General features: G+C 71.4%; 24 protein-coding genes. 7 read left to right on the forward strand and 17 right to left on the reverse strand.

What is annotated here, in order from left to right; genetic code table 11:
• Positions 1–21 precede the first annotated feature (21 nt).
• The 4 genes from RBJ77_RS04420 to RBJ77_RS04435 form a co-directional block, all read right to left on the reverse strand.
• A complete protein-coding gene (locus RBJ77_RS04420) occupies positions 22–354 on the reverse strand; it encodes a DUF2516 family protein (protein ID WP_255975243.1) in 333 nt (110 codons plus the stop codon).
• A gap of 135 nt (positions 355–489) precedes the next feature.
• Positions 490–1,101: a hypothetical protein gene (locus tag RBJ77_RS04425; RefSeq protein ID WP_372343778.1), complete on the reverse strand. Its 612-nt coding sequence runs from the start codon at positions 1,099–1,101 to the stop codon at positions 490–492.
• A 22-nt stretch (positions 1,102–1,123) separates the two neighbouring features.
• Positions 1,124–1,531 (reverse strand): helix-turn-helix domain-containing protein, encoded by a 408-nt coding sequence (locus RBJ77_RS04430; RefSeq protein WP_255975210.1) that lies wholly within the window; start codon positions 1,529–1,531, stop codon positions 1,124–1,126.
• 180 nt (positions 1,532–1,711) lie between these two features.
• Positions 1,712–2,458 (reverse strand): NAD(P)H-dependent oxidoreductase, encoded by a 747-nt coding sequence (locus tag RBJ77_RS04435; protein WP_372343779.1) that lies wholly within the window; start codon positions 2,456–2,458, stop codon positions 1,712–1,714.
• 129 nt (positions 2,459–2,587) lie between these two features.
• Here RBJ77_RS04435 and RBJ77_RS04440 point away from each other — a divergent pair, with 129 nt between their 5' ends.
• From RBJ77_RS04440 to RBJ77_RS04450, 3 genes are all read left to right on the forward strand, one after another.
• Positions 2,588–3,418 carry a helix-turn-helix transcriptional regulator gene (locus RBJ77_RS04440; protein WP_372343780.1) on the forward strand — a complete coding sequence of 277 codons (831 nt, stop codon included), beginning with the start codon at positions 2,588–2,590 and terminating at the stop codon, positions 3,416–3,418.
• 75 nt (positions 3,419–3,493) lie between these two features.
• A complete protein-coding gene (locus tag RBJ77_RS04445) occupies positions 3,494–4,231 on the forward strand; it encodes an RNA polymerase sigma factor (protein ID WP_372343781.1) in 738 nt (245 codons plus the stop codon).
• Positions 4,228–5,271, forward strand: coding sequence for a CU044_5270 family protein (locus RBJ77_RS04450; RefSeq protein WP_372343782.1), 1,044 nt, complete (start codon positions 4,228–4,230; stop codon positions 5,269–5,271). The genes RBJ77_RS04445 and RBJ77_RS04450 overlap by 4 nt, the downstream gene beginning before the upstream one ends.
• A 2-nt stretch (positions 5,272–5,273) precedes the next feature.
• Here RBJ77_RS04450 and RBJ77_RS04455 read toward each other — a convergent pair whose 3' ends face one another.
• From RBJ77_RS04455 to RBJ77_RS04465, 3 genes are all read right to left on the reverse strand, one after another.
• Positions 5,274–5,846 carry an N-acetyltransferase family protein gene (locus tag RBJ77_RS04455; protein WP_372343783.1) on the reverse strand — a complete coding sequence of 191 codons (573 nt, stop codon included), beginning with the start codon at positions 5,844–5,846 and terminating at the stop codon, positions 5,274–5,276.
• A gap of 107 nt (positions 5,847–5,953) precedes the next feature.
• Complete coding sequence (locus RBJ77_RS04460) at positions 5,954–6,403, reverse strand: TIGR03618 family F420-dependent PPOX class oxidoreductase (protein WP_372343784.1); 450 nt, start codon at positions 6,401–6,403, stop codon at positions 5,954–5,956.
• A gap of 68 nt (positions 6,404–6,471) precedes the next feature.
• Positions 6,472–7,953 carry an MFS transporter gene (locus tag RBJ77_RS04465; RefSeq protein ID WP_372343785.1) on the reverse strand — a complete coding sequence of 494 codons (1,482 nt, stop codon included), beginning with the start codon at positions 7,951–7,953 and terminating at the stop codon, positions 6,472–6,474.
• 124 nt (positions 7,954–8,077) lie between these two features.
• On the opposite strand from RBJ77_RS04465, the gene RBJ77_RS04470 reads away from it, so the two are divergent.
• Complete coding sequence (locus RBJ77_RS04470) at positions 8,078–8,569, forward strand: MarR family winged helix-turn-helix transcriptional regulator (protein WP_372343786.1); 492 nt, start codon at positions 8,078–8,080, stop codon at positions 8,567–8,569.
• A gap of 330 nt (positions 8,570–8,899) precedes the next feature.
• Here the strand turns inward: RBJ77_RS04470 and RBJ77_RS04475 are convergent, their stop codons facing one another.
• From RBJ77_RS04475 to RBJ77_RS04490, 4 genes are all read right to left on the reverse strand, one after another.
• On the reverse strand, positions 8,900–10,942 hold the full coding sequence (locus RBJ77_RS04475) for an AAA family ATPase (RefSeq protein ID WP_372343787.1): 2,043 nt from the start codon (positions 10,940–10,942) through the stop codon (positions 8,900–8,902).
• Between the two features lie 66 nt (positions 10,943–11,008).
• Positions 11,009–11,644 carry a TetR/AcrR family transcriptional regulator gene (locus RBJ77_RS04480; protein ID WP_372343788.1) on the reverse strand — a complete coding sequence of 212 codons (636 nt, stop codon included), beginning with the start codon at positions 11,642–11,644 and terminating at the stop codon, positions 11,009–11,011.
• A 34-nt stretch (positions 11,645–11,678) separates the two neighbouring features.
• On the reverse strand, positions 11,679–13,910 hold the full coding sequence (locus RBJ77_RS04485) for a phosphotransferase family protein (RefSeq protein ID WP_372343789.1): 2,232 nt from the start codon (positions 13,908–13,910) through the stop codon (positions 11,679–11,681).
• Positions 13,911–14,054: 144 nt separating this feature from the next.
• Positions 14,055–14,954 carry a GntR family transcriptional regulator gene (locus RBJ77_RS04490; RefSeq protein WP_372343790.1) on the reverse strand — a complete coding sequence of 300 codons (900 nt, stop codon included), beginning with the start codon at positions 14,952–14,954 and terminating at the stop codon, positions 14,055–14,057.
• A 189-nt stretch (positions 14,955–15,143) separates the two neighbouring features.
• Here RBJ77_RS04490 and RBJ77_RS04495 point away from each other — a divergent pair, with 189 nt between their 5' ends.
• Complete coding sequence (locus RBJ77_RS04495) at positions 15,144–15,341, forward strand: hypothetical protein (RefSeq protein ID WP_372343791.1); 198 nt, start codon at positions 15,144–15,146, stop codon at positions 15,339–15,341.
• Here the strand turns inward: RBJ77_RS04495 and RBJ77_RS04500 are convergent.
• The 4 genes from RBJ77_RS04500 to RBJ77_RS04515 form a co-directional block, all read right to left on the reverse strand.
• Complete coding sequence (locus RBJ77_RS04500) at positions 15,332–16,219, reverse strand: GntR family transcriptional regulator (RefSeq protein WP_372343792.1); 888 nt, start codon at positions 16,217–16,219, stop codon at positions 15,332–15,334. The two genes, RBJ77_RS04495 and RBJ77_RS04500, sit on opposite strands and share 10 nt — an antisense overlap.
• A 98-nt stretch (positions 16,220–16,317) precedes the next feature.
• Positions 16,318–17,019, reverse strand: a complete 702-nt coding sequence (locus RBJ77_RS04505) for an HAD family hydrolase (protein WP_372343793.1) — start codon at positions 17,017–17,019, stop codon at positions 16,318–16,320.
• Positions 17,020–17,049: 30 nt separating this feature from the next.
• Positions 17,050–17,886 carry an HAD family hydrolase gene (locus tag RBJ77_RS04510; protein WP_372343794.1) on the reverse strand — a complete coding sequence of 279 codons (837 nt, stop codon included), beginning with the start codon at positions 17,884–17,886 and terminating at the stop codon, positions 17,050–17,052.
• On the reverse strand, positions 17,835–18,713 hold the full coding sequence (locus RBJ77_RS04515; protein ID WP_372343795.1) for a winged helix-turn-helix domain-containing protein: 879 nt from the start codon (positions 18,711–18,713) through the stop codon (positions 17,835–17,837). Before RBJ77_RS04515 ends, RBJ77_RS04510 begins: the two co-directional genes overlap by 52 nt.
• 229 nt (positions 18,714–18,942) lie before the next feature.
• Here RBJ77_RS04515 and RBJ77_RS04520 point away from each other — a divergent pair, with 229 nt between their 5' ends.
• Positions 18,943–19,134, forward strand: a complete 192-nt coding sequence (locus tag RBJ77_RS04520; RefSeq protein ID WP_255978158.1) for a hypothetical protein — start codon at positions 18,943–18,945, stop codon at positions 19,132–19,134.
• A gap of 30 nt (positions 19,135–19,164) precedes the next feature.
• Here the strand turns inward: RBJ77_RS04520 and RBJ77_RS04525 are convergent, their stop codons facing one another.
• On the reverse strand, positions 19,165–20,094 hold the full coding sequence (locus RBJ77_RS04525; protein ID WP_372343796.1) for a winged helix-turn-helix domain-containing protein: 930 nt from the start codon (positions 20,092–20,094) through the stop codon (positions 19,165–19,167).
• A gap of 210 nt (positions 20,095–20,304) precedes the next feature.
• Here RBJ77_RS04525 and RBJ77_RS04530 point away from each other — a divergent pair, with 210 nt between their 5' ends.
• Positions 20,305–20,490 (forward strand): hypothetical protein, encoded by a 186-nt coding sequence (locus RBJ77_RS04530; RefSeq protein WP_255978162.1) that lies wholly within the window; start codon positions 20,305–20,307, stop codon positions 20,488–20,490.
• Positions 20,491–20,549: 59 nt separating this feature from the next.
• On the opposite strand, the gene RBJ77_RS04535 is transcribed toward RBJ77_RS04530, so the two are convergent.
• Positions 20,550–21,818, reverse strand: a complete 1,269-nt coding sequence (locus RBJ77_RS04535; protein ID WP_372343797.1) for a GNAT family N-acetyltransferase — start codon at positions 21,816–21,818, stop codon at positions 20,550–20,552.
• Between the last annotated feature and the right edge of the window lie 206 nt (positions 21,819–22,024).

Consider the following 22,024-nt stretch of genomic DNA (forward strand, 5'->3'; position numbering starts at 1 on the left):
GGGGACCGGGCCGGGGCCGGGTCAGCGCCCGCCGTTGTACGGCCCGTACGGGCCGTCGCTGCTGGAACCGCCCCTGCGGCCCCCGCCGCCGGTGATCTGCCGGACGGCGGGCCGCACGTCCACCATGTACACGATGGTCGCGACGAGCCCGATGATCGGCAGGAACGACAGGATCGGGAACAGCAGGTTCACGACGAAGGCGATGCCGAGGATGATCAGCCAGAACGGCTTGGTCTTCTTGTCGGCCGCGCGGTAGGCGTCCTCGCGGCGGATCGCCGCGTCGATGAAGGCGAAGCCGCTGAAGACGATCAACGCCATGCTCAGCAGCCACATGAGATTGGCGAACCCCTGCATCAGCACAACGCCACCACCAGAATCGACTTTCCCTAACGGCCCGGACCGGCCGGACGGACTGCGGTCACCGTACCCGCCCAACGAGCCGGACACTCCACAAGTGCCCGGCTCGTCATCGCACCGTCTCCGCCCGGCCTACTTGGCGGGCGGCGTGGAGCCGGGGCTCGTCTTCTTCGCCGTCGTCTTCTTGGCGGCGGGCTTCTTGGCGGCGGCCTTCTTCGCGGGCGCGGACGTCTCGGCGGCGGCCGCAGTGCCCTCCGCGCCCTCAGCGCCCTGCGTGCTCTTGTCCTGCGGCTCCGGCTCGACGGCCACGGCGATCTCGGTGATCTCCTCGGCGGCCTCGCCGCGCCAGTGCTTCACGGCCTCCTCGCCGTGCTCGGCGACCTTCTCGTAGGTCTCGCGCGCCTTCACGGCGGCCTCGGCGGCCAGGCCGACGCCGCGCAGCGCGAGGTCCTGGGCGGTCTCGCCGAACTTCTTCAGATCGGAGTCGAGGACGGCGACGAACTCGTTCACCTTCGCCGCGATGGTGGCCTGGGCCTCCTTCGCGCGAGCGGTCGCCTTCTCCTGGACGTCCTTGGGGTCGGTGTCGCGTACGGCCTCGAAGCGCGCGGGCGCCTCGGCCCGCAGCTGCTCGACGAGCCCCGGCACCTTCTTGGCCTGCTGGAACGCCAACTCGGCGGTGCCGGCGGCGAAGTAGAGCGGGGTCGGGTCGCTGAGGGTCTTGCGCAGGTCGTCCTTGATGGCCATGGCGTGGTCCTCCCGGATCACATCAACTGCTGCTTGAGGGCTCGGCATCGCCACCGGCCTCTTCGGCTGTCTTGTCGGTCCCGGTCCCGTTCTCCTTGCGGAAGGACTCGTAGATCTGCAACAGGACTTGCTTCTGGCGCTCGTTGAGCGAGGGGTCGGCGAGGATCACCGCACGGGTCTCCACCTCGTCCCGCTCCCGCTCCGCGTCGAGGATCCCGGCGCGCACGTACAGCGTCTCGGCGGAGATCCGCAGCGCCTTGGCGACCTGCTGCAGCACCTCCGCGCTCGGCTTGCGCAGCCCGCGCTCGATCTGACTCAGATACGGATTGGACACCCCGGCCGCGTCGGCGAGCTGCCGAAGCGACAGCTGCGCGGTGCGACGCTGCTCGCGCAGGTACTCGCCGAGGCTTCCGACGTTGAGCGATGCCATGTACCGATGGTGCCGCACCCGCGCTAACTTTTGCAAGCAACTGCTTGCAAAAGTGTTCCAGGCCACGTGGCGGGCGCGCGGCCCGCTCCGGGAATCCCGTGCGGCACCACCGGGTTGCCCGCAGGGAGATCCGTACACCGAGGGAACGGGAACCACGCGGTACAGGGAATTCCCATGGCGTCACCGGGTGTGCAGCCCGAACCCCGGCGCGGCGTCGGTCCCGTGGCCCGGCTTCAGCTGGAGCGTGTCGTCGTAGTCGCCGCCGCGCTCCGGCCGGTACGGGATCGGCTCGGCCGTGGCGATGCCGGTCAGGCGGTCCCGGTACGCGTCGGCCAGTCCGGCGAAGCGTTCCGCGGTCAGGTCGACGGCCCGGTGGGCGACGAACGGCTCCAGCACGTCGAACCCGGTGAACCACAGCACCCCGTGGTTGAGGGGGAACAGCAGGTCCTCGATGGACCCGTTCACACCGCGCCCGGTGTAGTTGCTGCCCCGGCCGCCCGTGGTGGTGACCACCATGGCGCGCTTCCCGGCGAACGGCCCGGCGCCGTAGCGCGGCACCCCGGGCCCGTAGGCGAAGTCGAAGGTGAACACCCGGTCGATCCAGCCCTTGAGGATCGCCGGCATCGTGAACCACCAGAGCGGATAGTGCAGGATCACCAGGTCGGCGTCCCTGAGCTTGCGCTGCTCGGCGCGGATGTCCGCGCCGAGCCGGTCGGAGGTGTACGCCGCGCCGGAGGCGCGCATGAAGTCCGGTCCCGTGATGCCGTCGAAGTCGCCGTAGTCGGCCTCCGACTTCCACTTCATGGCGTACAGGTCGCTGACCACGACCTCGTGGCCCTGGTCGCGCAGCGTCCGCACGGCGACGTCCTTGAGGGAACCGGTCAGCGAGTTCGGGTCGGGGTGCGCGTGGACGATGAGTACGTTCATGCCGCCGATCCTGGGTCCGCGCCCCGGCCGGAACCAGAGACCGGGGTGTCCACCGGATCCCGGTTCCTGGGTCTGGCAGGGCCCCCTTCGCCGCTGCCCGCGCGGCCGGCCGGTCCGCATACTGGGGGCATGGACGATCTCGGTGACCTCGGCGCCTTCCTGCAGTCCCGCCGGGCGCGGGTGGAGCCGGCCTCGGTCGGCGTCACCGTCGGCGCCCGCCGCCGGGTGCCCGGGCTGCGCCGCGAGGAGCTGGCGCAGCTGGCCGGGGTGAGCGTCGACTACTACACGCGCCTCGAACAGGGGCGGGCCACCCAGCCGTCGGAGCAGGTCCTCGACGCGCTGTCGCGGGCGCTGCGGCTCGACGACGCGGCGCGCGGCCATCTGCACCGGCTGGCCCGGCTGCGCCACCACCGGCCGCCGCCGTCCCACTACCCCACCGAGATCCGGCCCCAGCTGCGCCAGGTGCTCGCCGCCCTGCACGCGTTCCCCGCGCTGGTCCTCAACCACCGGATGGACGTGGTGGCGTACAACCGGCCCGCCGGGCTGCTCTACGGGGACCTGGACAGGGTGCCGGCGGCCGAGCGCAATCTGGCCCGGGCGGTCTTCCTGGACGGCGGGCGCGGACACGTCTACGTCGACCTGGACGCGTGCAGGGCCGACACCGTGTCCCACCTGCGGCACGCGGCGGGTGAGTTCGCCGGCGATCCGGAGCTGGCCGCGCTCATCGGTGAACTGTCCATCGGCAGCCGCCGGTTCAGCGAACTGTGGGGCGCGGCCGACGTCGGCGTGCGCAGCCACGGGCCGAAGCGCTTCCGGCACCCGATGATCGGCGAGATCACCCTGCACCAGGAGCGCTTCGTGCTGCCCGACGGCTCGGGCCAGGAGCTGCTCACCCTGACCGCCGAACCGGGCGGCACCGACGAGGACAACCTGCGGCTGCTCGCCAACCTCGACGCGTAGCGACGACGGGTCGAGCCGTTCGGCCCACGACCATGGCGCACGTCACAGGAACTCCGCCACGACGGCGGAGAGGTAATGGCTGTGAGGGACACAGAGAACGATCTGCGGCTGCGCGTGCGCGCCGGTGAGCGCGAGGCGTTCGCCGAGCTGTACGAGCAGTGCGCCGCCTCCGTCCATCAGCACGCCCTGTGGCTCACCGGCGACCGGACGACGGCCGAGGACGTCATGTCGGAGAGCTTCCTGGCGGCCTGGCGGGGACGGGAACGACTGCACGAGGAAGGGGGATCCCTGCTGCCCTGGCTGCTGGGGATCGCCACGCACAAGGCGGAGAACGTCCGGCGGGGGCTGCGCCGCCGCCACGCGTTCCTCGCCCGGCAGCGGCAGCAGCCCGTGGTCGCGGACTTCGCGCCCGAGGTCGCCGCGCGCCTCGACGACGCCCGGCGGCTGCGGGCCGTGCAGGGCGCGCTGGACCGGCTCCGACGGCACGAGCGGGAAGTGCTGACGCTGTGCGTGTGGTCGGGGCTCGACTACCAGCAGACCGCGGAGGCGCTCGGCGTCCCCGTCGGCACCGTGCGGTCGCGGCTGTCGCGCGCCCGCGCGAAGCTCGCCCGACTGGCGAGCGAGGCGGCGGACGCGGGGGCGACGGATACGGGAACGACGGATACGGGGGCGGCGGACGCGGAGGCGGCGGATACGGGAGCGGCGGCGCCCGGCGGCAGTGGTGCGCGCCCGACGGAACCGCGCACCGCTCGCGGAGAGATGACCGGTGGGACCGCGATCGCGGCCCTGCCCGTGCGGGAGGAGACGGCATGACCGAGCACGACACCGACGTCGAGGAGATCGCCCGGCTGCTGCCGGCCCCCGACCGGTCCGGCCTCCCCCACGAGCGCCACCTCCACCACAAGGAACAGCTGATGCGACGCATCGACAGCGACCGGCCCGCCACCGGACGCCCCGCCCGCCCGCGCCCCGCCCGCCGCGGGCCCGCCTTCCTGCGCCCGGCCCTCCTGGTCCCGGCCGCGGCCCTCGCCCTGGGCGGGATCCTCGCCACCGGCATCGCCCTCACCGGCACCGAAACCGACTCCGGCCCCGGAACCGGCGGCCGGGCCACCCCTGCCGTGCGCCCGGCCGCGGCGCTCCTCGACCAGATCTCCGACGCGGCGGGCCGCGGCACCGAACTGCACGTCCGCGCCGACCAGTTCGCCTACACCCGGGCCAAGGTCCGCGGGGCGGATCTGACCAGCGGCAAGGCGGTGGTGGGCCCGCTGGAGGAGCGGGAGACGTGGATCTCGCAGCAGCCGGGCCCGCTGCACAAGCTGGGGGTCGCCAGGGCCGACGGCGAGACGCTCCCCCTCAACGCCGAACTCGGCGACACCGACGGCACCCCGGCCGGCTTCAACCGCCCCACGTACGACTGGCTCGCGTCCCTGCCCACCGACCCGGACGCACTCCTCGACCACCTCTACGCCGAGCTGCCGAAGACCAAGGGCGAGGAGCGCGACCAGGCGGTCTTCGACTGGATCGGCGGCACGGTCGGCGAGGTGATGCCGCCCCGGACGGCCGCGGCGCTGTACCGGGCGGCGGCCCGCATCCCCGGCGTCACCAAGGCGCCCGGCGCGCGCGACGTGACCGGCCGGCGCGGGGTGGGGATCGCCCGCGAGGACACGACGTTCGGCACCCGTACGGAGTGGGTCTTCGACGAGCGGGACCTGACGTTCCTCGGCGACCGCAGCTACCTCGTCAGGAACACCGAGTACGGCACGGCGGGGACGCTCATGTCCGGTACGGCGGTGCTCGACCACGCGCTCGTCGACGAGGCGGGCGAGGAGCCGGCGACCGCCCGGGAGAGCTGAGCTCAGCGGCCGACCGACCGTACGTCGGGCCACGCCACGCGCAGCTTGCGCGGCGCCCCGTTCAGCCACTGCGGCACTCCGCCCGGCGGTTCGATCGGGGCGGTCTCGACGACGGTGCCGCCCATCGCGCGGTAGAAGCGGCGGGCCGCCTCGTTCTGCTCCTGCACCCACAGGTACAGGGCGGGTCCCGCCGCCCGTTCGGCGACGGCCGCGGCGGCCCGGCCGAGCAGGACGGTGCCGGTCCCGCCGCGCCTGCGGTCGTTCGTGACGTGCAGGTTGTCGACGAGGCTGCCCCAGCGCCCGTCGTGGTCGAGCACCACGTGCACGAAGCCGACGAGCCCGGCCGCGTCCTCCGCGAGCACGGTCACCCCGTGCGCCGGATCCGCGCCGAGCCGCGCCGTCCACACCGCCCGCCGGTCGGCGACGACGTCGCCGTCGAGGAACGCGTCGGCGTACGCGCCCCGGTAGTGCCGTCGCCAGCTGTCCGCGTGCAGCAGGGCGACGGCCTCGGAGTCGGCGGGTCCTGCAGGGCGCAGGTGCAGGTGCGGGTGCGGGTGCGAGTGCGGGGCGGTCATGCCCGGCAGGGTAGGAACCGGACCGGGCCAGGGTCCACCGGATTCTCCTTCGCCGTCCGCCTCCACCGCCTCTACCGCCTCTACCGCCTCCACTGCCTCCACCTCGGTCACGCGACGTCGAGCGCGGTGCCGTAGAGCCGCGTCACCTTGATCCGGATGACGACGCGCCGCTCGGCGACGGCTTCGGCGAGGAACGCGTCCTCGGCGCCCTCGTCGACGAACTCCCGCGCCATGTCCAGCAGTTCACGCCCGACCGCGTCCCCCGCCTCGACCGTCGGCGCGGTCACCTCCGCCTCGCCCTCGGCGACGGCGAAGGCCCAGTCGTCGCGCCGGACGTGCAGCGCGGCGTGCGGATCGGCCCGGAACTGGCGGGGTTTGAGGCGGTCCTCGGTCGTGGAGATCCGCAGGGTGCGGTCGCCCTGGCTCCAGTGGTAGAGGACGGTCGACAGATGCGGGTGTCCGGTGGCGCGCACGCTGGCGAGCACGCCGAACTTCCCTTCCTTGAGAATCTGTTGGAGTTCCTGCTCGCTGAGGGAGCGGGGTGCGGGACCGGCCATGACGGCCTCCTTCGGTCGAGGTTCGGGAGAGTGGTCCGCGGTACGGGGATCGGGCCGCGGTACGGGGGTCAGGCCGCGGTCACGGTGGTGGCGGGCGCCTCACGGGTCGGCTGCGGAGTCGGTGCGGCGGGCCGGCGCAGCACGAACAGCGCGACCAGGAAGGCGGCGCCGATCAGCCCGGACCCGACGGCGAACGCCAGCCGGTAGCCGCCGGTGAGCGCGGCGGCCGGTGAACTCCCGCTGCCCGCGAGGGAGTCGGCGCGGGACGCGGCGAGCGTCGAGAGGACGGCGACGCCGAGCGCCATGCCGATCTGCTGGGTGGTGTTGAACAGGCCGGAGGCGAGCCCCGCGTCCTCCTCGCTCGCCGCGGACATCCCGAGTCCGGCGAGCGCGGGGAGCACGAGCCCGCCGCCGGACACCAGCAGCATCACGGGCAGCAGGTCGGGCACGTAGGCGCCCTGCACGGGCACCCGGGCGAGATAGCCGAGGGCGCCGGCGAGCAGGACGAGCCCGGCGAGCAGCACCCGCCGCTCGCCGAACCGGGCGGCGAGCCGGGCCGAGGCGCCGAGCGAGACCGCGCCGATCATGACGGCGGCGGGCAGCATCGCGAGGCCGGTCTCCAGGGCCCCGTAGCCGAGCACCTGCTGCATGTAGAGCGCGGCGAGCACCTGGAAGGCGAACATCGCGGCGAGGGTGAGGATCTGGGTGACGTTGGCGCCGACGACGGCGCGGGAGCGCAGGATGCGCAGCGGCATCAGCGGGGTACGGGCGCGGGCCTGCCGCACGACGAACGCGGCGACGAGGGCGAGCCCGGCCACGATCGTTCCGGCCGCCTGCCACGAACCCACGCCGTGCGCCTCGATGCTGACGACTCCGTAGATGCCGAGCATCAGCCCGGCGGTGATCAGCAGCGCGCCCCAGGCGTCGGCCCCGGCGCGCAGTCCGAGCCCGCGGTCGGCGGGGAGCGCGGGGAGCGCGAGCGCGAGGACGGCGGCGCCGATCGGCAGGTTGATGAAGAAGATCCAGTGCCAGTCGAGGACGTCGGTGAGGACGCCGCCGAGGACCTGTCCGATCGAGGCGCCGGCGGCGCCGGTGAAGCTGAACACGCCGATGGCTCGGGCTCGTTCGCGCGGGTCGGTGAAGAGCGTGACGAGGATGCCGAGTCCGACGGCGGCGGCCATCGCGCTGCCGACGCCCTGTAGGAAACGTGCGGCGAGCAGCACGGCCGGGCTGCCGGCGAGCCCGGCGAGCAGCGACGCGGCGGTGAAGACGCCGGTGCCCGCGAGGAACATCCGCTTGCGGCCGAGCAGGTCACCGAGCCGGCCGGCGAGCAGCAGCAGGCTTCCGAAGGCGATGAGGTAGGCGTTCACGACCCAACTCAGGCCGGTCGGCGTGAAGTCGAGGTCGCTCTGCATGGCGGGCAGCGCGACGGTGACGATGGAGCCGTCGAGAATGATCATGAGGGTGCCGGCGGCGATGACGCCGAGGGCGAGCCAGCGGGAGCGGGCGGGCCCTCCGGGCCGTGCGGGTGTGGCGGGCGTGGCGGACATGGCGGAGCCCTTCGGTCGGGGTCGGTCGACCGCCCCTGCCGGGCGGTGACGACGGAGTGACCGTAGCAGATGGTTTCGTTGCATACTATATCTCTCGGAACGACTTATGGACTACCCTGGTCCCATGACCGCCATGACGCCCGCCCCCACCCGGACCAGGCCCGACCTCTCGTACCTCCTGGACCACACGAGCCACGTACTGCGCAGCCGGATGGCCGCGGCGCTCGCCGAGATCGGGCTGACGGCGCGGATGCACTGCGTGCTGGTGCACGCGCTGGAGGAGGAGCGCACGCAGAACCAACTGGCCGAGATCGGCGACATGGACAAGACGACGATGGTCGTCACGGTCGACGCCCTGGAGAAGGCGGGGCTCGCGGAGCGGCAGCCGTCGAGCACGGACCGGCGGGCGCGGATCATCGCGGTGACGGAGGAGGGGGCGCGGACGGCCGCGCGCAGCCAGGAGATCGTGGACCGGGTCCACGAGGAGGCCCTGGCGGCGTTCCCTCCGGGTGACCGGGAGACGTTCCTGCGCCTGATGACTCACTTGGCAGAGGGCCACCTGAGCGAGCCCCTGCCGGGGCCGGCGGGCGTTCGGCGAGCGCGGCAACGGGGTTGACCGAACGGTTCTTCGGCTGCGGGTAGGTGGGCAAGATACCGACCGCGTCTGCCGAGTCGGGCATTCGTCGCCGACCAACGGCCGGTGGGGCTTCTCGCGCAGTTCCCCGCGCCCCCGAGATGCGCGCCCTTCGGGCGGCATCTCCCCGGCGGGGGAAGGCTGCGCGCAGCGCATGCCTTTCAGGGGCGCGGGGAACTGCGCGAGAAGCCCCACCTGCCCGCGGTCGGCTAACGGGCGGGCGCGGCCACGGCGCGAAGCCGTGCTTCTAGGGGCGCGGGGAACTGCGCGAGAAGCCCCACCTGCCCGCGGTCGGCTGACGGGCGGGCGGAGTTACGGGGGGAACGGGAGATCGCGGGCGTGGATCACGTCGAGGCGGGACACGGCCCGGGTCAGCACCACGTACAACCGCTCGAGCCCCCGCCCCACCTCCCCCTCCACGATGGCGACGGGCTCCACCACCACCACGTGGTCGTACTCCAACCCCTTGGCGACCCGAGCCGAAAGCACCGTCACCCGCGCCCCCAACTCCTCCACCCCCGCCACACCGACCCCCGCCGCGCGCAGAGCGCCCCGTACCCGCTCGACGTCCCCCTCCGCCGCGATCACCCCCACGGACCCCTCGTACGCGAGAGCCCGCCGCACCGCCCCCACGGCCCCGCTCACCACGTCCGCCACCCGTTCCACCACCAGCTCACCGTCCGACCGCAGCGACCGCGCCGCGGGCACGTCGACGTCGATGAGCTCCAGGACGCGGTTGGCCGGTGCGAGGACCGCCGCCGGCACCCGGAACCCGGTCGTCAGCGGCACCACCCGCGCCTCAGGTTTCCCCAGGTGAGCGAGGAGCTCGCCCCAACTCCGCGCGGCCCAGGGCGTGGTGCCCTGCGCCAGGTCGCCGAGCACGGTGAGCGATCCGAAGACGGCGCGCCGCGCGATGGCCCTGGCCTGCATCGGTGACAGGTCCTGCGCCTCGTCGACGACGATGTGCCCGTACCCCTCGGGGTGTTCGAGCAGCCCCGCGATCTCGTCGAGCAGGACGAGATCGGCGGCGGACCACCGGGCGGACTTGTACGAACGCGCGGGCTTGTCCCACACCAGCGCCTTCTGCTCCTCACCCGCCAGCACCCCGTCCGCCGCCGCCCTCAACTCCGCGCCTCCGAGCAGCAGTCGGTACAACACCTCTTCCGCACGCACCTTGGGCCACACCGCGTCCACGTACGCCCGCATCGGCCGCGACCGCTCCATCCGCTGCTGCCAGGCCCGGTTCACGGTCCCGCCCCGCCGCTCCGCCTGCTCCTGGAGCGCCCGCACGGCCCGGCTGCGGACGCGTTCGCGCCCCACGAGGTACGGCAGGTCCTCCTCCCGCACCTGCTCGACGATCCGCACCAGGTTCTCGGCCGGCAGCCGCCACCAGGCCCCCTCGTCCTTCACGGCGAGCGAGTCGGTGACGGCCCGCGCCGACACCCGCGCGTACAGCGCGCGCCGCAGCACCCGCGCCATGCGCGGATCGTGCTTGACGACGGCCGCGGCCTCCTCGTCGTTGCCCCGCACCTCCCCGCGCGCCACGAGGTCCTCGACGGTGGACTGCCGCACCCCGTTCTCGCCGAGGGCGGGCAGCACTGCGGAGATGTACGACAGGAAGGTCCGGTTGGGGCCGAGGACCAGCAGGCCGCCGCGCTGGATGCGCTGCGGGAACGTGTAGAGGAGGTACGCGGCCCGGTGCAGCCCCACGGCGGTCTTGCCGGTGCCGGGCGCGCCCTGCACGCAGATCGACGTGCCGACGGAGGCGCGTACGAGATCGTCCTGTTCGGGCTGGATGGTGGCGGCGATGTCGCGCATGGGCCCGACGCGCGGCCGCTCGATCTCGCCGGCCAGGATCCGGCTGGCCCCGGCCGCCTCGCCCGCCCCGAGCCGCTCGTCCTCCATGCCGGTCAGATCGGCGGAGTCGCCGACGCTGCCGGGCGCCCAGCCGAACCGGCGCCGCACGTCCACACCCTGTGGATCGCTCGCGCTCGCCTGGTAGAACGCCCGCGAGACCGGCGCCCGCCAGTCCACGACGAGCGGCGGCACGGCCGGGTGATCACTGATCCGCAGCCGCCCGATGTAGTACCGCTGACCGGCGTGGTCCCCGGCCCCGGCGTGCCCGAAGTCGAGCCGCCCGAAGAACGACGGTGCCTGGGGCAGTTCCTTGAGCCCCTTGGCCCGGCTGCGCAGTTCGTACCCGAGCACCTCGGCGTCGGCGCCCGACGCGGAGGCGTTCTCACCGATGACGACCTGTTCGTCGGCACCCTCGACCATGGCGGTGAGGGCGCTGCGGCACAGGTCGTGGAAGCGGCGCTCGGCGTCGAGGTCAGGGACGGTCCCGGCAGGTCTCATACCCCCACCGTAACGCAACTCGGTTAAATTATTGACCCGGTAACGCGATCCCGCTGCGCACGCCCCTCACCCGTACCGCCGCCCGACCCCCTCCTCCAGCTGCCGGAACCCCAGCTCCGCCGCACGCACGGCATCCGCCTCGACGCCGTCGGCGGTCTCCCCCGCGGTGATCCGCCGCACGTTCTCCTCCGCCAGGATCCGCTGCACCGCCACGATCTGCCCGGCGGCCAGCCGCGCCTCGACCTCCGGCCCGCCGAGCGCCCGCGCCAGCGCCCGCTCCGACCGCTCCTGGTACCCGTGCATCCGCGCCACCAGCGACGGCGTCCCGTACAGCAGCCGCAGGAACGCGAGCACCTCCGGGTGATCGCACAGCCCGGTCACCGGATCCCGCCGGGCCAGCCCCGCCAGGAAGCTCCCCCGCAACGCCCCGACCGCCGACTCCCCGTCCCCGCGCCCCGCCACGACCCGCGCCGCCTCGTCCTCGTGATCGGCGAACCGGTACAGGACGAGGTCCTCCTTGCTCGGGAAGTAGCGGAACAACGTCGGCTTGGACACGTCCGCCGCGGCCGCCACCTCGGCCACGGACACGGCGTCGTACCCCTTCTCCAGAAAGAGCCGAACCGCGGTATCGGAAAGCCTCACCCGAGTCCGCTGCTTCTTGAGCTCGCGCAGGGAGGGGGGTGGGGGGTCGGGGGTGGTCATGGGCAGAGGGTACGGGGCGACGGAACGGTGAGCCTCAGCCGACGGTCACGGGCGGCGCCAGAGCCAGGACGAGGTAGGGGTTGGCCGCCGTGGACGAGCCCGGGGACAGGTCGAGCCAGTCCAGGGCCTTGCGGAGCGTCGTCGAGTACGAGCCCACGGCACGCCGGACGTTGGGGGCGTCGAGCCCACATCCGGTGACCATGCGGTCCAGGTCCACATAGGCGGAGCGGACGAGTTCGAGCCCCTGATAGACGGGGAAGTCCCGCTCCCAGTCGGGAGTGCAGTCGTCCGGCATCATCCGCGCCCAGCGGGCCGTCATCCGCTCCCTGACCTCCCTGGTCGTGGGCGTCAGATGGATGTGCCGCACCAGGTCGTGCAGCGGATCGCCCACCATGGCCATCTCCCAGTCGATGAGCGTGAGGCCGAAGCCCCGCTCCTGGCGCACCATGTTCCACGGATTCAGGTCACCATGGAGCAGGACGGGGCGCCGGTCCTCCACCTCGTGTTTGGCGAGTCTGCGGGCGAGCTCCACCTCGCCGGGAAGCCCGAGCCTTGCTGCGAGAGCCTTCGACGCGGGAGAGAACTTCCCGACCATGCCGGCGAGCCGGCCGCACAACCACTCGTAGAACCCGAGGCCGCCCATGCGTTGAGCGAGCGGCCGGACATCGACCCGGGTCAACTCGGCCAATTGGTCCACGAGACTGTTCACCTCACAGGGCAGGAGCCCGTGCACAGGGTGACGCGGGCGACGGCGGTCGTCGGGCGGGCCCTCGTACGAGTGGATGGTGAACCGGTCCTCGAAGTCGCTGATCCCGAGTGCCAGGACGCGAGGCGCACACACCATGGCCGGGGATTCCTCGATGGCGCGCAGCACCTTGTGCTCCTCGAGGAACCGGGGCTCCAGTGGAGTGGCCGTACCGAACTTCCTGCGCACCATGACGGGCTCCCGGCCCGTGACCCTGACCACCGTCGCCAGATGGGCCGTGCCCTTGTACACCTGCCGCGCAGCCGCGGCGCCCTCCGCCCGCAGCGCGGCCTCGACGGCGGGCCCGGGAAAGGTGTCGCGCAGCGGGACCTTGGCGTCGCACAGCCATCCGACGGTGGCACCGGCCTCCTCGCCGCGCAGACGTGCCCCTCGCGCGACCTTCCACCGGTGGACGAGCCACGCGATCGCCTCCGGGTCCAGTACGTCACGCAGCCCGAGCGGGCTCTGGGCGAGTCTCAGGGCACGGTGGATCTCCTGCGACGCCGCCACCAGTTCAGCGCGGTCGAAAGAGGTGCCCAGGCCGCTGACCGCCCGGATCACGTCCGGGTACACCGACTGGGCGTGTTCGAAGTCGACGTAGTGCTGCAGGTCGTCGTCCAGGCCCACGACGGCCTCGGGCCGGAGGCCGCCCATCCTGATCCGCCACCGCTCGATCACCTCGGCCCACTGGGACTGCGGATACGCCATCCGCACCAGATGGACGGCCAGGTCGTACAGCGGATCGCCGTACGTCGCGAGTTCCCAGTCGACACAGAACAGCGGGACGTCGCCCATGCCGGTCACTATGGCGTTGTCCCGGTGCACATCCCCATGAAGCAGGCTGAAAGGGCGTGACATCAGGTCGGGCACCCAGAGGCATCGCGACGTCAGCGCGTCCTCCGGCACGCCCAAGGCGACGAAGAGCCCACCGAAGTCGGTCCAATTGGGCTTACGAATCTGCTCGTCGGCCTGGATCAGCAGGGTCCGCAGGAAACCACGGCTGTCGCCCTCGCGCGGCCAGTAGGGCGGCAGGGGAGGCAGCTTCGCCCCGGGCACCCGGGCCATGTCCGCGAGCAGTCCCGCGAAGGCGTCGACCAGTGGAGGATCGACCGGCTTGCCATTGGGGCAGGCGTCGGAGAGCGGCCTGCCCTCCATGTAGCTGTGGAAGGCGAGTTCGCCGCGCCGTGCCAGGCACTGCGGCACCGGCCCCAGCGTTCCGTCGATGGCGTCCAGGACCGCCCGTTCGTCCGCCCAGGACCGGATCACCACCCTCGGCGTCCCGGCCTTCCGGCTCCTGACGACGACCCGGGAACCCGGCGGCCTGCCGAGCGCCGCGGCCTCCTCGTCGGTGAGCCGCACCACGAGGTTCGTGTTGTGGTGCCCGCTCCGCACCTCGCCGTGGTGCCGCGCACGCGCAGCGACGACGCCCCACAGATCTCCGGTCTCCTCTTTGGCGACCTCGTCCGATCTCTGGGCGCTCGGGGCGATGACAGCGCCCACAGGCCGCTCCTGGATACTCATGCATCGGGCCGTAACAGGCCCACACAGTAGTACCGGACCGGAAGGCCCACGACCGGAGCACGAGTGTGCCCTGTATCGGTGATGTAAAGAAACCCGCTCGGAGTCCCCTGTTCGACTCTCGACCGATTTCGACTCTCGACCGATTCAGCGCGCCAGGTGATCCCACACCGAGTCGAACCACTCCTGCCAGGTGTCCACGAAGACCGAGCTGCGGGAGCGCGGGTCGGCGTCCTTGACGTAGTGCATGAGCTTGGAGTCCATGGGGACCACGTCCAGCGCACGGATCGTTTCGGTGTCGGGCAGCACGATGGGCCGCTCGGTGATCGTGTACGGCCCGTGCACCGCTTGTGTGCCATTGATCAAGTAGAGCTTGAGCACCGGTGGGATCTTCACATAGCGAATCTCGATGTGAGCCGACTCCAGCAGCCCCTCGGCCTGCAATTGCAGCAGGCTCTGCCGGATGGAAGCGCTGTTGTGGCGCTCGATGTCGTGCAATCGCTCCTTCAGCCGGACGGTCAGCTCGTCGTCCGGCCGGTCTCTCTGCGGCTCGTCCGGACCCGCCAGTGCCCGTGGATACGGCGAATCGAGTGACTGCGCCGGCAGGAGCATGCGGAGGGCGACCTTGCGCGGCGCCACCTTCCGATCCCTGATCCGGTCGACCTGGGTCTTCACCTGGGTGTTCAGGGACTCCGATGTGAGCGTGTAGACGTCCAGCACGATCTCCGGCGCGTCGAATGCCTCGTCGAAGAACTCCCTGAGCGTGACCTGACCTTCCTTTGCGTCCTTGGCGGTGTCCGACTGGACCTGCATCACCTTGACGACCCGCGTTCCGCTCCCCTGGCGCGACTCGATCCAGCCCTCCCCCTTCAGCACCTCCAGGGCCTTCTGGACCGTGTCCCGCGCGACGTCGAACTCTGTCGCGAGCTCACGCTGGGGCGGGAGGAAGGAGCCGAGCGGATACGCCCCGCCGGCAATGCGGGCGCGCAGATCCTCCGCGACACGGAAGACCTCCCTGCCGCCTCCTGCTTCCTGGCTCTTCACCACCCTTGGAACGTACCTCTGCCAGTCCAACCGCACACCGAAACCGGCCAAGTTCCCTACATTCTGAGGGCGTTGCTTAACGATCTGCCTGGACGGGGAAGACCAATTCAAGTCCAGCAGCCCAATTGGGCTGACTGGCAGACCAGTTGTCGGGCCAACGGGTCGACGACGATTCCCCAAGGGGTGGGGCCCATGAACGTAAGCGCACTGCTGCCACCGCTCACGGCCCTGCTGGGCTTCGGGCTGGAACAGTTCGTCCAGTCCGAGTACGGCTTCCTCGGCCTGCTGCTCCTGGCGGGGTTCACGCTCCTGTGGTCGGCCGAACGCAAGTCGTCGCACGGAGCGGTCATCGGCGTCGTGCTGACCCTGCTCGTCCTCGCTCAGGCCTGACCCCGGGCCACGTGGTCCCAGAGCCCGTCGAACATCATCTGCTCCGCCTCCACGAAGGCGGCCTCCTCAGGGCCGCCGTCCTTGTCGAAGACGAACATGGACGTGTCGAAGCCCTCCACGTCGCACAGCGCCACCGGGCTCGCGCCCTCGTAGTCGTCGACCTCGCGCAGGAACCGGCCCGGGACGTAGTGCCCGATGAGCACCTCTCCCCGGTTCAGCAGATACGCCTTCCGGCTCGGCGTGCCGACGGTGTAGCGGAACTCGATGCTCGCGTCGATGCCGCTGCGGCGCAGCCCCGCCAGGTTGTTGCGCAGGACGGTGCGCTGGGCGTCCCGCTGGTTCAGGTAGCGCTGCTTGACCGCCTTGTCGAGGGCCTCGTCGTGGCCCCAGCCCTTCTCGGGCGAGGGATAGTCGAGGTCCTGCTCCAGGCTCGGCAGCAGCACGCGCATCGACACGGACTCCGGTTCGCACGCGCCCTCGTACACCCGCCGCAGCGGCTCACCCAGCGCCGTCATCAGCGTCTCGGCCGTCAGACAGGCCACGTCCACCCGCACGTGCGGCTGCTCGAAGGCGGCCACCAGGCGCGGGCCCAGGATGCTTCGTGCCTTCCGTGACCCCGTCGGGGGCGTCGCGCGGGCCGGCTGGGGGGCCACGGTCGGCGGACTGCCCTTGCTCACGTTCGTCAGCAGCCCGTCGCCCTGCAGCCGCTGCAGGGCGTGCCGGACCGTGCCGCGCTCGACGCCGAACTCGTCGGCCAGCGCGGCCTGGGTGGGCAGTCGGTCGCCCGGCTTGAGCACACCTGACGTGATCCGGCCCCGCAGTTCTTCGGCGATCTCGTCCGAGGTGGCTCTGGGGGTGGAGCCGCTCTTTTCGTCCACCGGACTACTCCCGTCCCGCCGTGCCAAGTCCCGTCAACTCTACGTCAGTTGGCAGCCAACTCCACCCCGCGTATCCACAGGATCTGGATGCCCGCAGGTCAGCGCCGCTTCTGGAGGAGCAACAGGATCGGCTCCAGGGTGGAGAACACGTACGAGGCTCCCGCCACCCTCAACGCCTCGTCCTTGCGCTCATTGCGCGCGTATCCCAGGAACGGAACCCCCACGGCCCGTGCCGCGGCCAGGTCCGTGGGCGCGTCACCGACCATCACGGCGTCGGCCGGCGCGGCCTCCATGGCGTCCAGGGCACATTTGAGCAGGTACGGGTCCGGCTTGATGCGATCCAGGGCCTCGGCGGTGCGCCCGTAGACATGTGGCTCGAAACAGGCGAGAAGGTCGCGTCCACGCAGATAGCTCCGCGCCGCTTCGGCCGAGTTGTTGGTCGTGACGGCCAGGCGTGCGCCCACGGCGTGCCAGGTCCGGATGAGCGCGTCCGCATACGGCGTCGGCCAGGCGCTCGCGGCCGCCCGCACCTCCTGCTGCGTGAGGTGCCGCTCCAGATCCGGCACCAGGTCGTCGGTTCCCGGCTGAGCGGCGACCTGCATCAGCATCCGGTGCGGATCGGTCGATCCGGTTCCCTTCCGCCCTCGCGCCGCCAGCCACTCCTGCTGTTGCCGGGCGATCGCATCGGCCGGCCGACCGGCGAACAGCCGGCAGATGGGTCCGTCGAAGTCGAAGAGCACATAGCGCGCGCCACGGACCACTTCCGCCACGTCCCGTTGTGTTCGGGTCTCTTCAGCCATCCGCCCAGTCTGCCCGGGCCCCTGCGCGAGTCACGCCGTGGCGCGCAGGATGTCGAGGACCGGCTTCCAGGAGGTGATCACCTGCTCCGCCCCCGCGTCCCGCAACGCCCGCACCGCCCTCTTGTTGTACGCGAAGCCGAGGAACCGGACACCCGCCGCCCGCGCGGCCGCCAGATCCGTCACGGTGTCGCCGACCATCAGCGTCCGCCGCGGTGCCGCGCCGATGGCGGTGATGGCGCGATTGAGGCAGTGCGGATGCGGCTTGAGCAGGCCGAGGTCCGCGGTGCGGCCGTAGATGTGGGGCTCGAAGTAGCGGGAGAGGCGTCGTTCGTCCACGTAGCGCCGGGCCGCCTGGGGCGAGTTGTTGGTGGCGATGGCCAGGCGGGCGCCACGGGCCGCCCACGTGGGGATCACCACATCCGCGTACGGCGTCGGCCACGCTGTGGGGACCGCACTCAGCTCCTGGGCGGCGTGACGTTTCTCCATGGCGATGACGAGATCGCTCTTCGGCCGCTCGTGGGCCACCCGGGCCAGGCGGGCCAGCGGGTCCGGAGGATCCAGGAAGCTCTGGGAATCGCCTCGCTCCCGCTCCTCGGCCTTCAGCACCTCCCCGAGGCCCTGGTCCTTCAGCCACTGCTCCTGCTCCAGCGCGATGACTTCCGCCGATCGCCCTGCGAACAGTCGGCAGATCGGCCCGTCGAAGTCGAGGAGCACACACCCCGAGTCCCTGACCAACTCGGCCAACTCAGTCAATTCCCTGTCCGATTCGGTCTCTTCAGCCACCGGAACAGTCTGCTGCGTTGCATCTGAAGTCACTAGGAGAGTGTCAGGTCGGACGTGATGGTTTCCCAGAGCGCGTCGAACCATTTCTGCGACTCCTCCACGAACGCCCGGTCCCGGTGACCCGCCCTGCGTTCGAAGGAGAAGAGGAGGGCCTGGGTGCCGGTCGCGGCGTACATCTCCAGCTTCGTGCCGCTGTCGATCTCCTCCTCGCGGCGCGTGACCATGTAGTACGAGAGGAGCGCCTCGACCTCGTTGAGGAGGTAGAGCTTGACGGGGGGCGTGAACGGCAGGGCGCGGAAGGTGACCTTGACGTCGATGCCGTGGGAGGAGCGCAGCGAGCGGAGGTTGTGGCGCAGGACCTGGCCCTGGGCGTTGCGGGTGGCGAGCCAGCGCTGGTGGACGGCCTGGTCCTCGGCGCGGTCGGCGCCCTCGGAGACCGGCACGGGGAAGGCCAGGTCGATGTCGCGGCTGGGCAGCAGGATGCGGACGTCGATGGATTCGGGGCGCATCCGGCCCTCGTGGATCAGGCGCAGCGGCTCGCCGAGGGCCAGCATCAGCGTCTCGGAGGTCATGCAGACCGCGTCGATGCGCACCTGGGGCGCCTGGAACGCCTCGACCAGGCGGGGGGCCAGGGCGACCATGGTGGGCTGCGGCTCGTCGCGGCCGGGCGCCGACGAGGCGATCCGGGGCGGGGCGCCCTTGCTGCGGTTGCTCAACAGGCCGTCGGACTGGAGGAGTTGGAGGGCCTGGCGGACGGTGCCGCGCTCGACGCCGAACTCCTCGGCGAGCGCCGCCTGCGTGGGCAGTTGCTCACCGGCCTTGAGCTCGCCCGACCTGATCCGCCGGCGCAGGTCGTCGGCGATCTCCTGAGGGCCGAGCCGCCGGCTGCCGTTGAGTGCCGCGTCCGCCATGTCTGCCACGCTCTCCTGGGTCACAACCAAACGCTACAACTTCCCATTATTTGGCGGGAGTTGTTGGAACCTCGTTTATTTCTCCCGACCAAGTGGGGACAACCATTGTGTAGTTGGTCGCCAACTTGGCGCAAGCTGGCCGAGGGTGGTAGTCCAGCGGACCAACCTGCTCCAGCCGGGACCGGAGCAATGGCCGAAGCCGATGAGAGCCGATGAAGGAGGAAACGTCATGCCCGTCCTGAGCCTCCTCTCCGCGGTGTTCGTGATCACCTTCGAGCAGCTTGTCCAGTGGCACTACGGGCCGGCCGGCATCGCCGGACTGCTCCTGCTGACCATCGGCGTCAAGGCCAGGAGCGCGACCTGCAGCTCCATCGGCGGCGTGCTGCTCGCCATCATGGTGGCAGGACCCGCACTCCACTAGCGCACCGGTGCCGCACCGCGTCGACAGCCTCTAGGAACTCAGGGTCAGTTCCGAACTGATCGTGTTCCAGAGGCTGTTGAACCACAGGTGCGACTGCTCCACGAAGGTCGTGTCGCGCAGCCCCGTGCCCTGCTCGAACGCGAAGAGCAGCTGCCGCAGCCCCTGCGCGTCGTACACGTCCACCCGCTCGTGGTCGATCTGCTCGCCCCGCCTGCTCAGCGTGTAGTAGGCGAACAGCGCCTCGTTGGCGTTGAGGAGGTAGAGCTTGACCGGCGGGGTGAACGGCAGGGCCCGGAAGGACACCTCGACGTCGATGCCGTGCGTGGCGCGCAGGGCCAGCAGGTTGTGCCGCAGCACCTGCCCCTGCGCGTTGCGCTGCGCGAGCCAGTTGCGCTGCAGATGACCGCCGACCGCCGCTTCCGCCTCGGCCTCGAGATCGGAGGCCGGCGCGGGGAAGGCGAGGTCGATGTCCCGGCTCGGCAGCAGGACCCGGACTCGTACGGTGGCCGGTTTCAATCGGCCCGCGTGGATCTGGCGCAACGGTTCACCCATCGCGAGCGTCAGCGACACCGCCGTCAGACACAGGGCGTCGATCTCCACGTCCTGCTGGGCGAAGGCTGCCGCGATGCGTGGGGCGAGCGCGACCATCGTCGGCTGCGGGGGCGCGCCGGGCCCGATCGGCCCGGCCCCCGGGTCCTCCGCGACGGTGGCGGGGCTGCCCTTCGAGACGTTGGCCAGCAGGTGCTCGGACTGGAGAATCCGCAGCGCCTGACGCACCGCGGAGCGCTCCACGCCGAACTCGTCCGCCAACTGGGCCTGAGTGGGCATCCGTTGGCCAGGACTCAACAGCCCGGACCGGATCCGGGCGCGCAGCTCGTCGGCCACGTCGCGGTACGTCCACTGCGTCCGCTGCGGCCGGGTCCGTCCATTGACGGAGGCATGTTCCGGGCTCACAACCAAACACTACAACTTCCCGCCATCTTCGGGGAGTTGAAAAGAAGGTGGTTATGAGTCGCGCTTCAGCGGAGATAAGTACCAGTGAGTTGGTGACCAACTTGGACGACATGGTCGGACAACCTCGGGGGTTGGCGTCGACCACACGGGTTGGTCTACGTCACCGCGATGCCGGAAGAGTTGGTCACCACTCGGACCCGAAGGAGGTAAGTCCCCATGCCGGTCTTCGCCATCCTCATCGCCGCTCTCGCCATCGGATTCGAGCAGCTCATCCAGTGGAAGTACGGGCCGATGGGCATCATCGCCTTCATCGTGCTCTCCATCGGACTCAAAGCGAAGAACACCATGATCAGTGGCATCGGGGCCGTCGTCCTCGTCATGCTGCTGGCCCAGAGCGGCTGACCGGGCTCCCTTCCGGAGGGGAGCCGGGAGCCCGGTCGGTCCTGCACCTCGCAGGCGCGTCAGAACACGTCGGGGCACCACGGTCGCCGCGGCGTACGCAACAGGGCGTCGGCAACGGCGGCGGCGCCCGCCTCTTCCTCCACCAGCCGGCCCAGGGCGGCGAGCCGCACCGCGGACTCGTCACCCAGCCACAGCGCCCCCAACTCACCGATGTCGAGAGTGAGCTGGGGAGCCGCGGCGCTCGGCGCGCAGACCGCGCCGTCGGGCGCCGCCGCCAGCCGGAACCGTCCGCCGGCGAGCCCGGCCCGGTCGTGCACCTCCAGGACGAGCTCCCCGCTCGTCGCGTACGAGCGGGCCTCCAGGGCCCGTACGACGTCCAGGATCCGCACCCACAGGAAGTCGGCCTGCGTCACGACGCGGGCGGCCCGCGGGTCGGGCAGCAGGTGCGGGAGCAGGTCGTCCGGGGCGCGGTCGCCGGACCGGACGGTGGCGACCCAGTCGATCGCGCACAGGTAGTGCCACAGCGCCCGCTCGGCGGCCGGGGTGGCACCGAGCAGCTTCAGGACGCTCGCCGTGTTGCCCGGCTGCTTGCCGTCGCCCCACTTGTTCTCGCAGGTGTACGCGACCAGGCCCGCCACCTCGCCCCGCGCGTCGCGGTACACCGCGTGGAACGGCTCGCTCCAGGTGTCCTCGGGGGTCGACCACTGGCCGGTGTTGTACTGCCACCAGTACGCGTCCCGGGAGACGGCCCCCGCGACCGTGGTGCGCAGCCGGTCGTGCAGCTCGGGGCCGATCTTGCGGACCTCGTCGGGGTCGGCGAGGTCGATCCGGCCGCCGTCGTCCGGTCCCGACCAGCGCGGGTCGACGCCGGCCCGCGGCACGTCGATCTCCCAGCGCGTGGTGGTGGTCGCGGGGCCGAACCCGTACCGCCCGTAGATGTTGTACTCGGCGGCGATCAGCGTGGCGGCGACGTCGCCGCGCTCCTTCGCCTCGGCGAGGTCGGCGGCCATCATCCGGGTGAGCAGGCCGCGGCGGCGGTGCGTGGGGCTGACCGTGACGTTCGTGATGGCGTCCGTGGGGACGGTGGCGCCGCCGGGCAGGCTCAGGTCCTGGGCGAACGAGCGGAAGGTGGCGACCTGGCGGCTGCCGCCGCCGTCTCCGGACGGGGCGAAGGCTGCGCGGGTGCGGGTGAGGTCGAAGTGGGCGCGGCTCTTTGCCAGCCGCTCCGGCGAGACGCTGGGGGTGAGCAGGAACCCGGTGTTCAGGGCCCGCAGCCAGCCGCTCAGCTCGCCGTCGTCGTCGTCGGTGATGGGTCGTACGTCACTCATCCCCTCACGCTAGGCGCGGCCCGCACGACTGTCGCCTGGATTCCCGGGTGCGGCCCGGTGGGGCTTCTCGCGCAGTTCCCCGCGCCCCTGAAATGCACGGCTACGCGCCGTGGCCACGACCGGTCGTTCGCCGGGTGCGGCTCTCGTTCTGGTTGCTCGCGCAGTTCCCCGCGCCCCTGCGAGGCGCACTTCGTGCGACCTCTCAG

The organism is Streptomyces sp. KL116D, assembly GCF_030766975.1.
Taxonomy (GTDB): domain Bacteria; phylum Actinomycetota; class Actinomycetes; order Streptomycetales; family Streptomycetaceae; genus Streptomyces; species Streptomyces longispororuber_A.

Coding starts and splice junctions, on each gene's coding strand:
- RBJ77_RS04530 (WP_255978162.1), top strand. CDS start 20,305: ATGCCGGTCTTCGCCATCCTCATCGCCGCTCTCGCCATCGGATTCGAG.
- RBJ77_RS04520 (WP_255978158.1), top strand. CDS start 18,943: ATGCCCGTCCTGAGCCTCCTCTCCGCGGTGTTCGTGATCACCTTCGAG.
- RBJ77_RS04435 (WP_372343779.1), bottom strand. CDS start 2,458: ATGAACGTACTCATCGTCCACGCGCACCCCGACCCGAACTCGCTGACC.
- RBJ77_RS04470 (WP_372343786.1), top strand. CDS start 8,078: ATGACCGCCATGACGCCCGCCCCCACCCGGACCAGGCCCGACCTCTCG.
- RBJ77_RS04480 (WP_372343788.1), bottom strand. CDS start 11,644: ATGACCACCCCCGACCCCCCACCCCCCTCCCTGCGCGAGCTCAAGAAG.
- RBJ77_RS04455 (WP_372343783.1), bottom strand. CDS start 5,846: ATGACCGCCCCGCACTCGCACCCGCACCCGCACCTGCACCTGCGCCCT.
- RBJ77_RS04475 (WP_372343787.1), bottom strand. CDS start 10,942: ATGAGACCTGCCGGGACCGTCCCTGACCTCGACGCCGAGCGCCGCTTC.
- RBJ77_RS04495 (WP_372343791.1), top strand. CDS start 15,144: ATGAACGTAAGCGCACTGCTGCCACCGCTCACGGCCCTGCTGGGCTTC.
- RBJ77_RS04425 (WP_372343778.1), bottom strand. CDS start 1,101: ATGGCCATCAAGGACGACCTGCGCAAGACCCTCAGCGACCCGACCCCG.
- RBJ77_RS04440 (WP_372343780.1), top strand. CDS start 2,588: ATGGACGATCTCGGTGACCTCGGCGCCTTCCTGCAGTCCCGCCGGGCG.
- RBJ77_RS04460 (WP_372343784.1), bottom strand. CDS start 6,403: ATGGCCGGTCCCGCACCCCGCTCCCTCAGCGAGCAGGAACTCCAACAG.
- RBJ77_RS04535 (WP_372343797.1), bottom strand. CDS start 21,818: ATGAGTGACGTACGACCCATCACCGACGACGACGACGGCGAGCTGAGC.
- RBJ77_RS04505 (WP_372343793.1), bottom strand. CDS start 17,019: ATGGCTGAAGAGACCCGAACACAACGGGACGTGGCGGAAGTGGTCCGT.
- RBJ77_RS04485 (WP_372343789.1), bottom strand. CDS start 13,910: ATGAGTATCCAGGAGCGGCCTGTGGGCGCTGTCATCGCCCCGAGCGCC.
- RBJ77_RS04465 (WP_372343785.1), bottom strand. CDS start 7,953: ATGTCCGCCACGCCCGCCACACCCGCACGGCCCGGAGGGCCCGCCCGC.
- RBJ77_RS04510 (WP_372343794.1), bottom strand. CDS start 17,886: ATGGTTCGACGCGCTCTGGGAAACCATCACGTCCGACCTGACACTCTC.
- RBJ77_RS04420 (WP_255975243.1), bottom strand. CDS start 354: ATGCAGGGGTTCGCCAATCTCATGTGGCTGCTGAGCATGGCGTTGATC.
- RBJ77_RS04445 (WP_372343781.1), top strand. CDS start 3,494: ATGGCTGTGAGGGACACAGAGAACGATCTGCGGCTGCGCGTGCGCGCC.
- RBJ77_RS04450 (WP_372343782.1), top strand. CDS start 4,228: ATGACCGAGCACGACACCGACGTCGAGGAGATCGCCCGGCTGCTGCCG.
- RBJ77_RS04430 (WP_255975210.1), bottom strand. CDS start 1,531: ATGGCATCGCTCAACGTCGGAAGCCTCGGCGAGTACCTGCGCGAGCAG.
- RBJ77_RS04515 (WP_372343795.1), bottom strand. CDS start 18,713: ATGGCGGACGCGGCACTCAACGGCAGCCGGCGGCTCGGCCCTCAGGAG.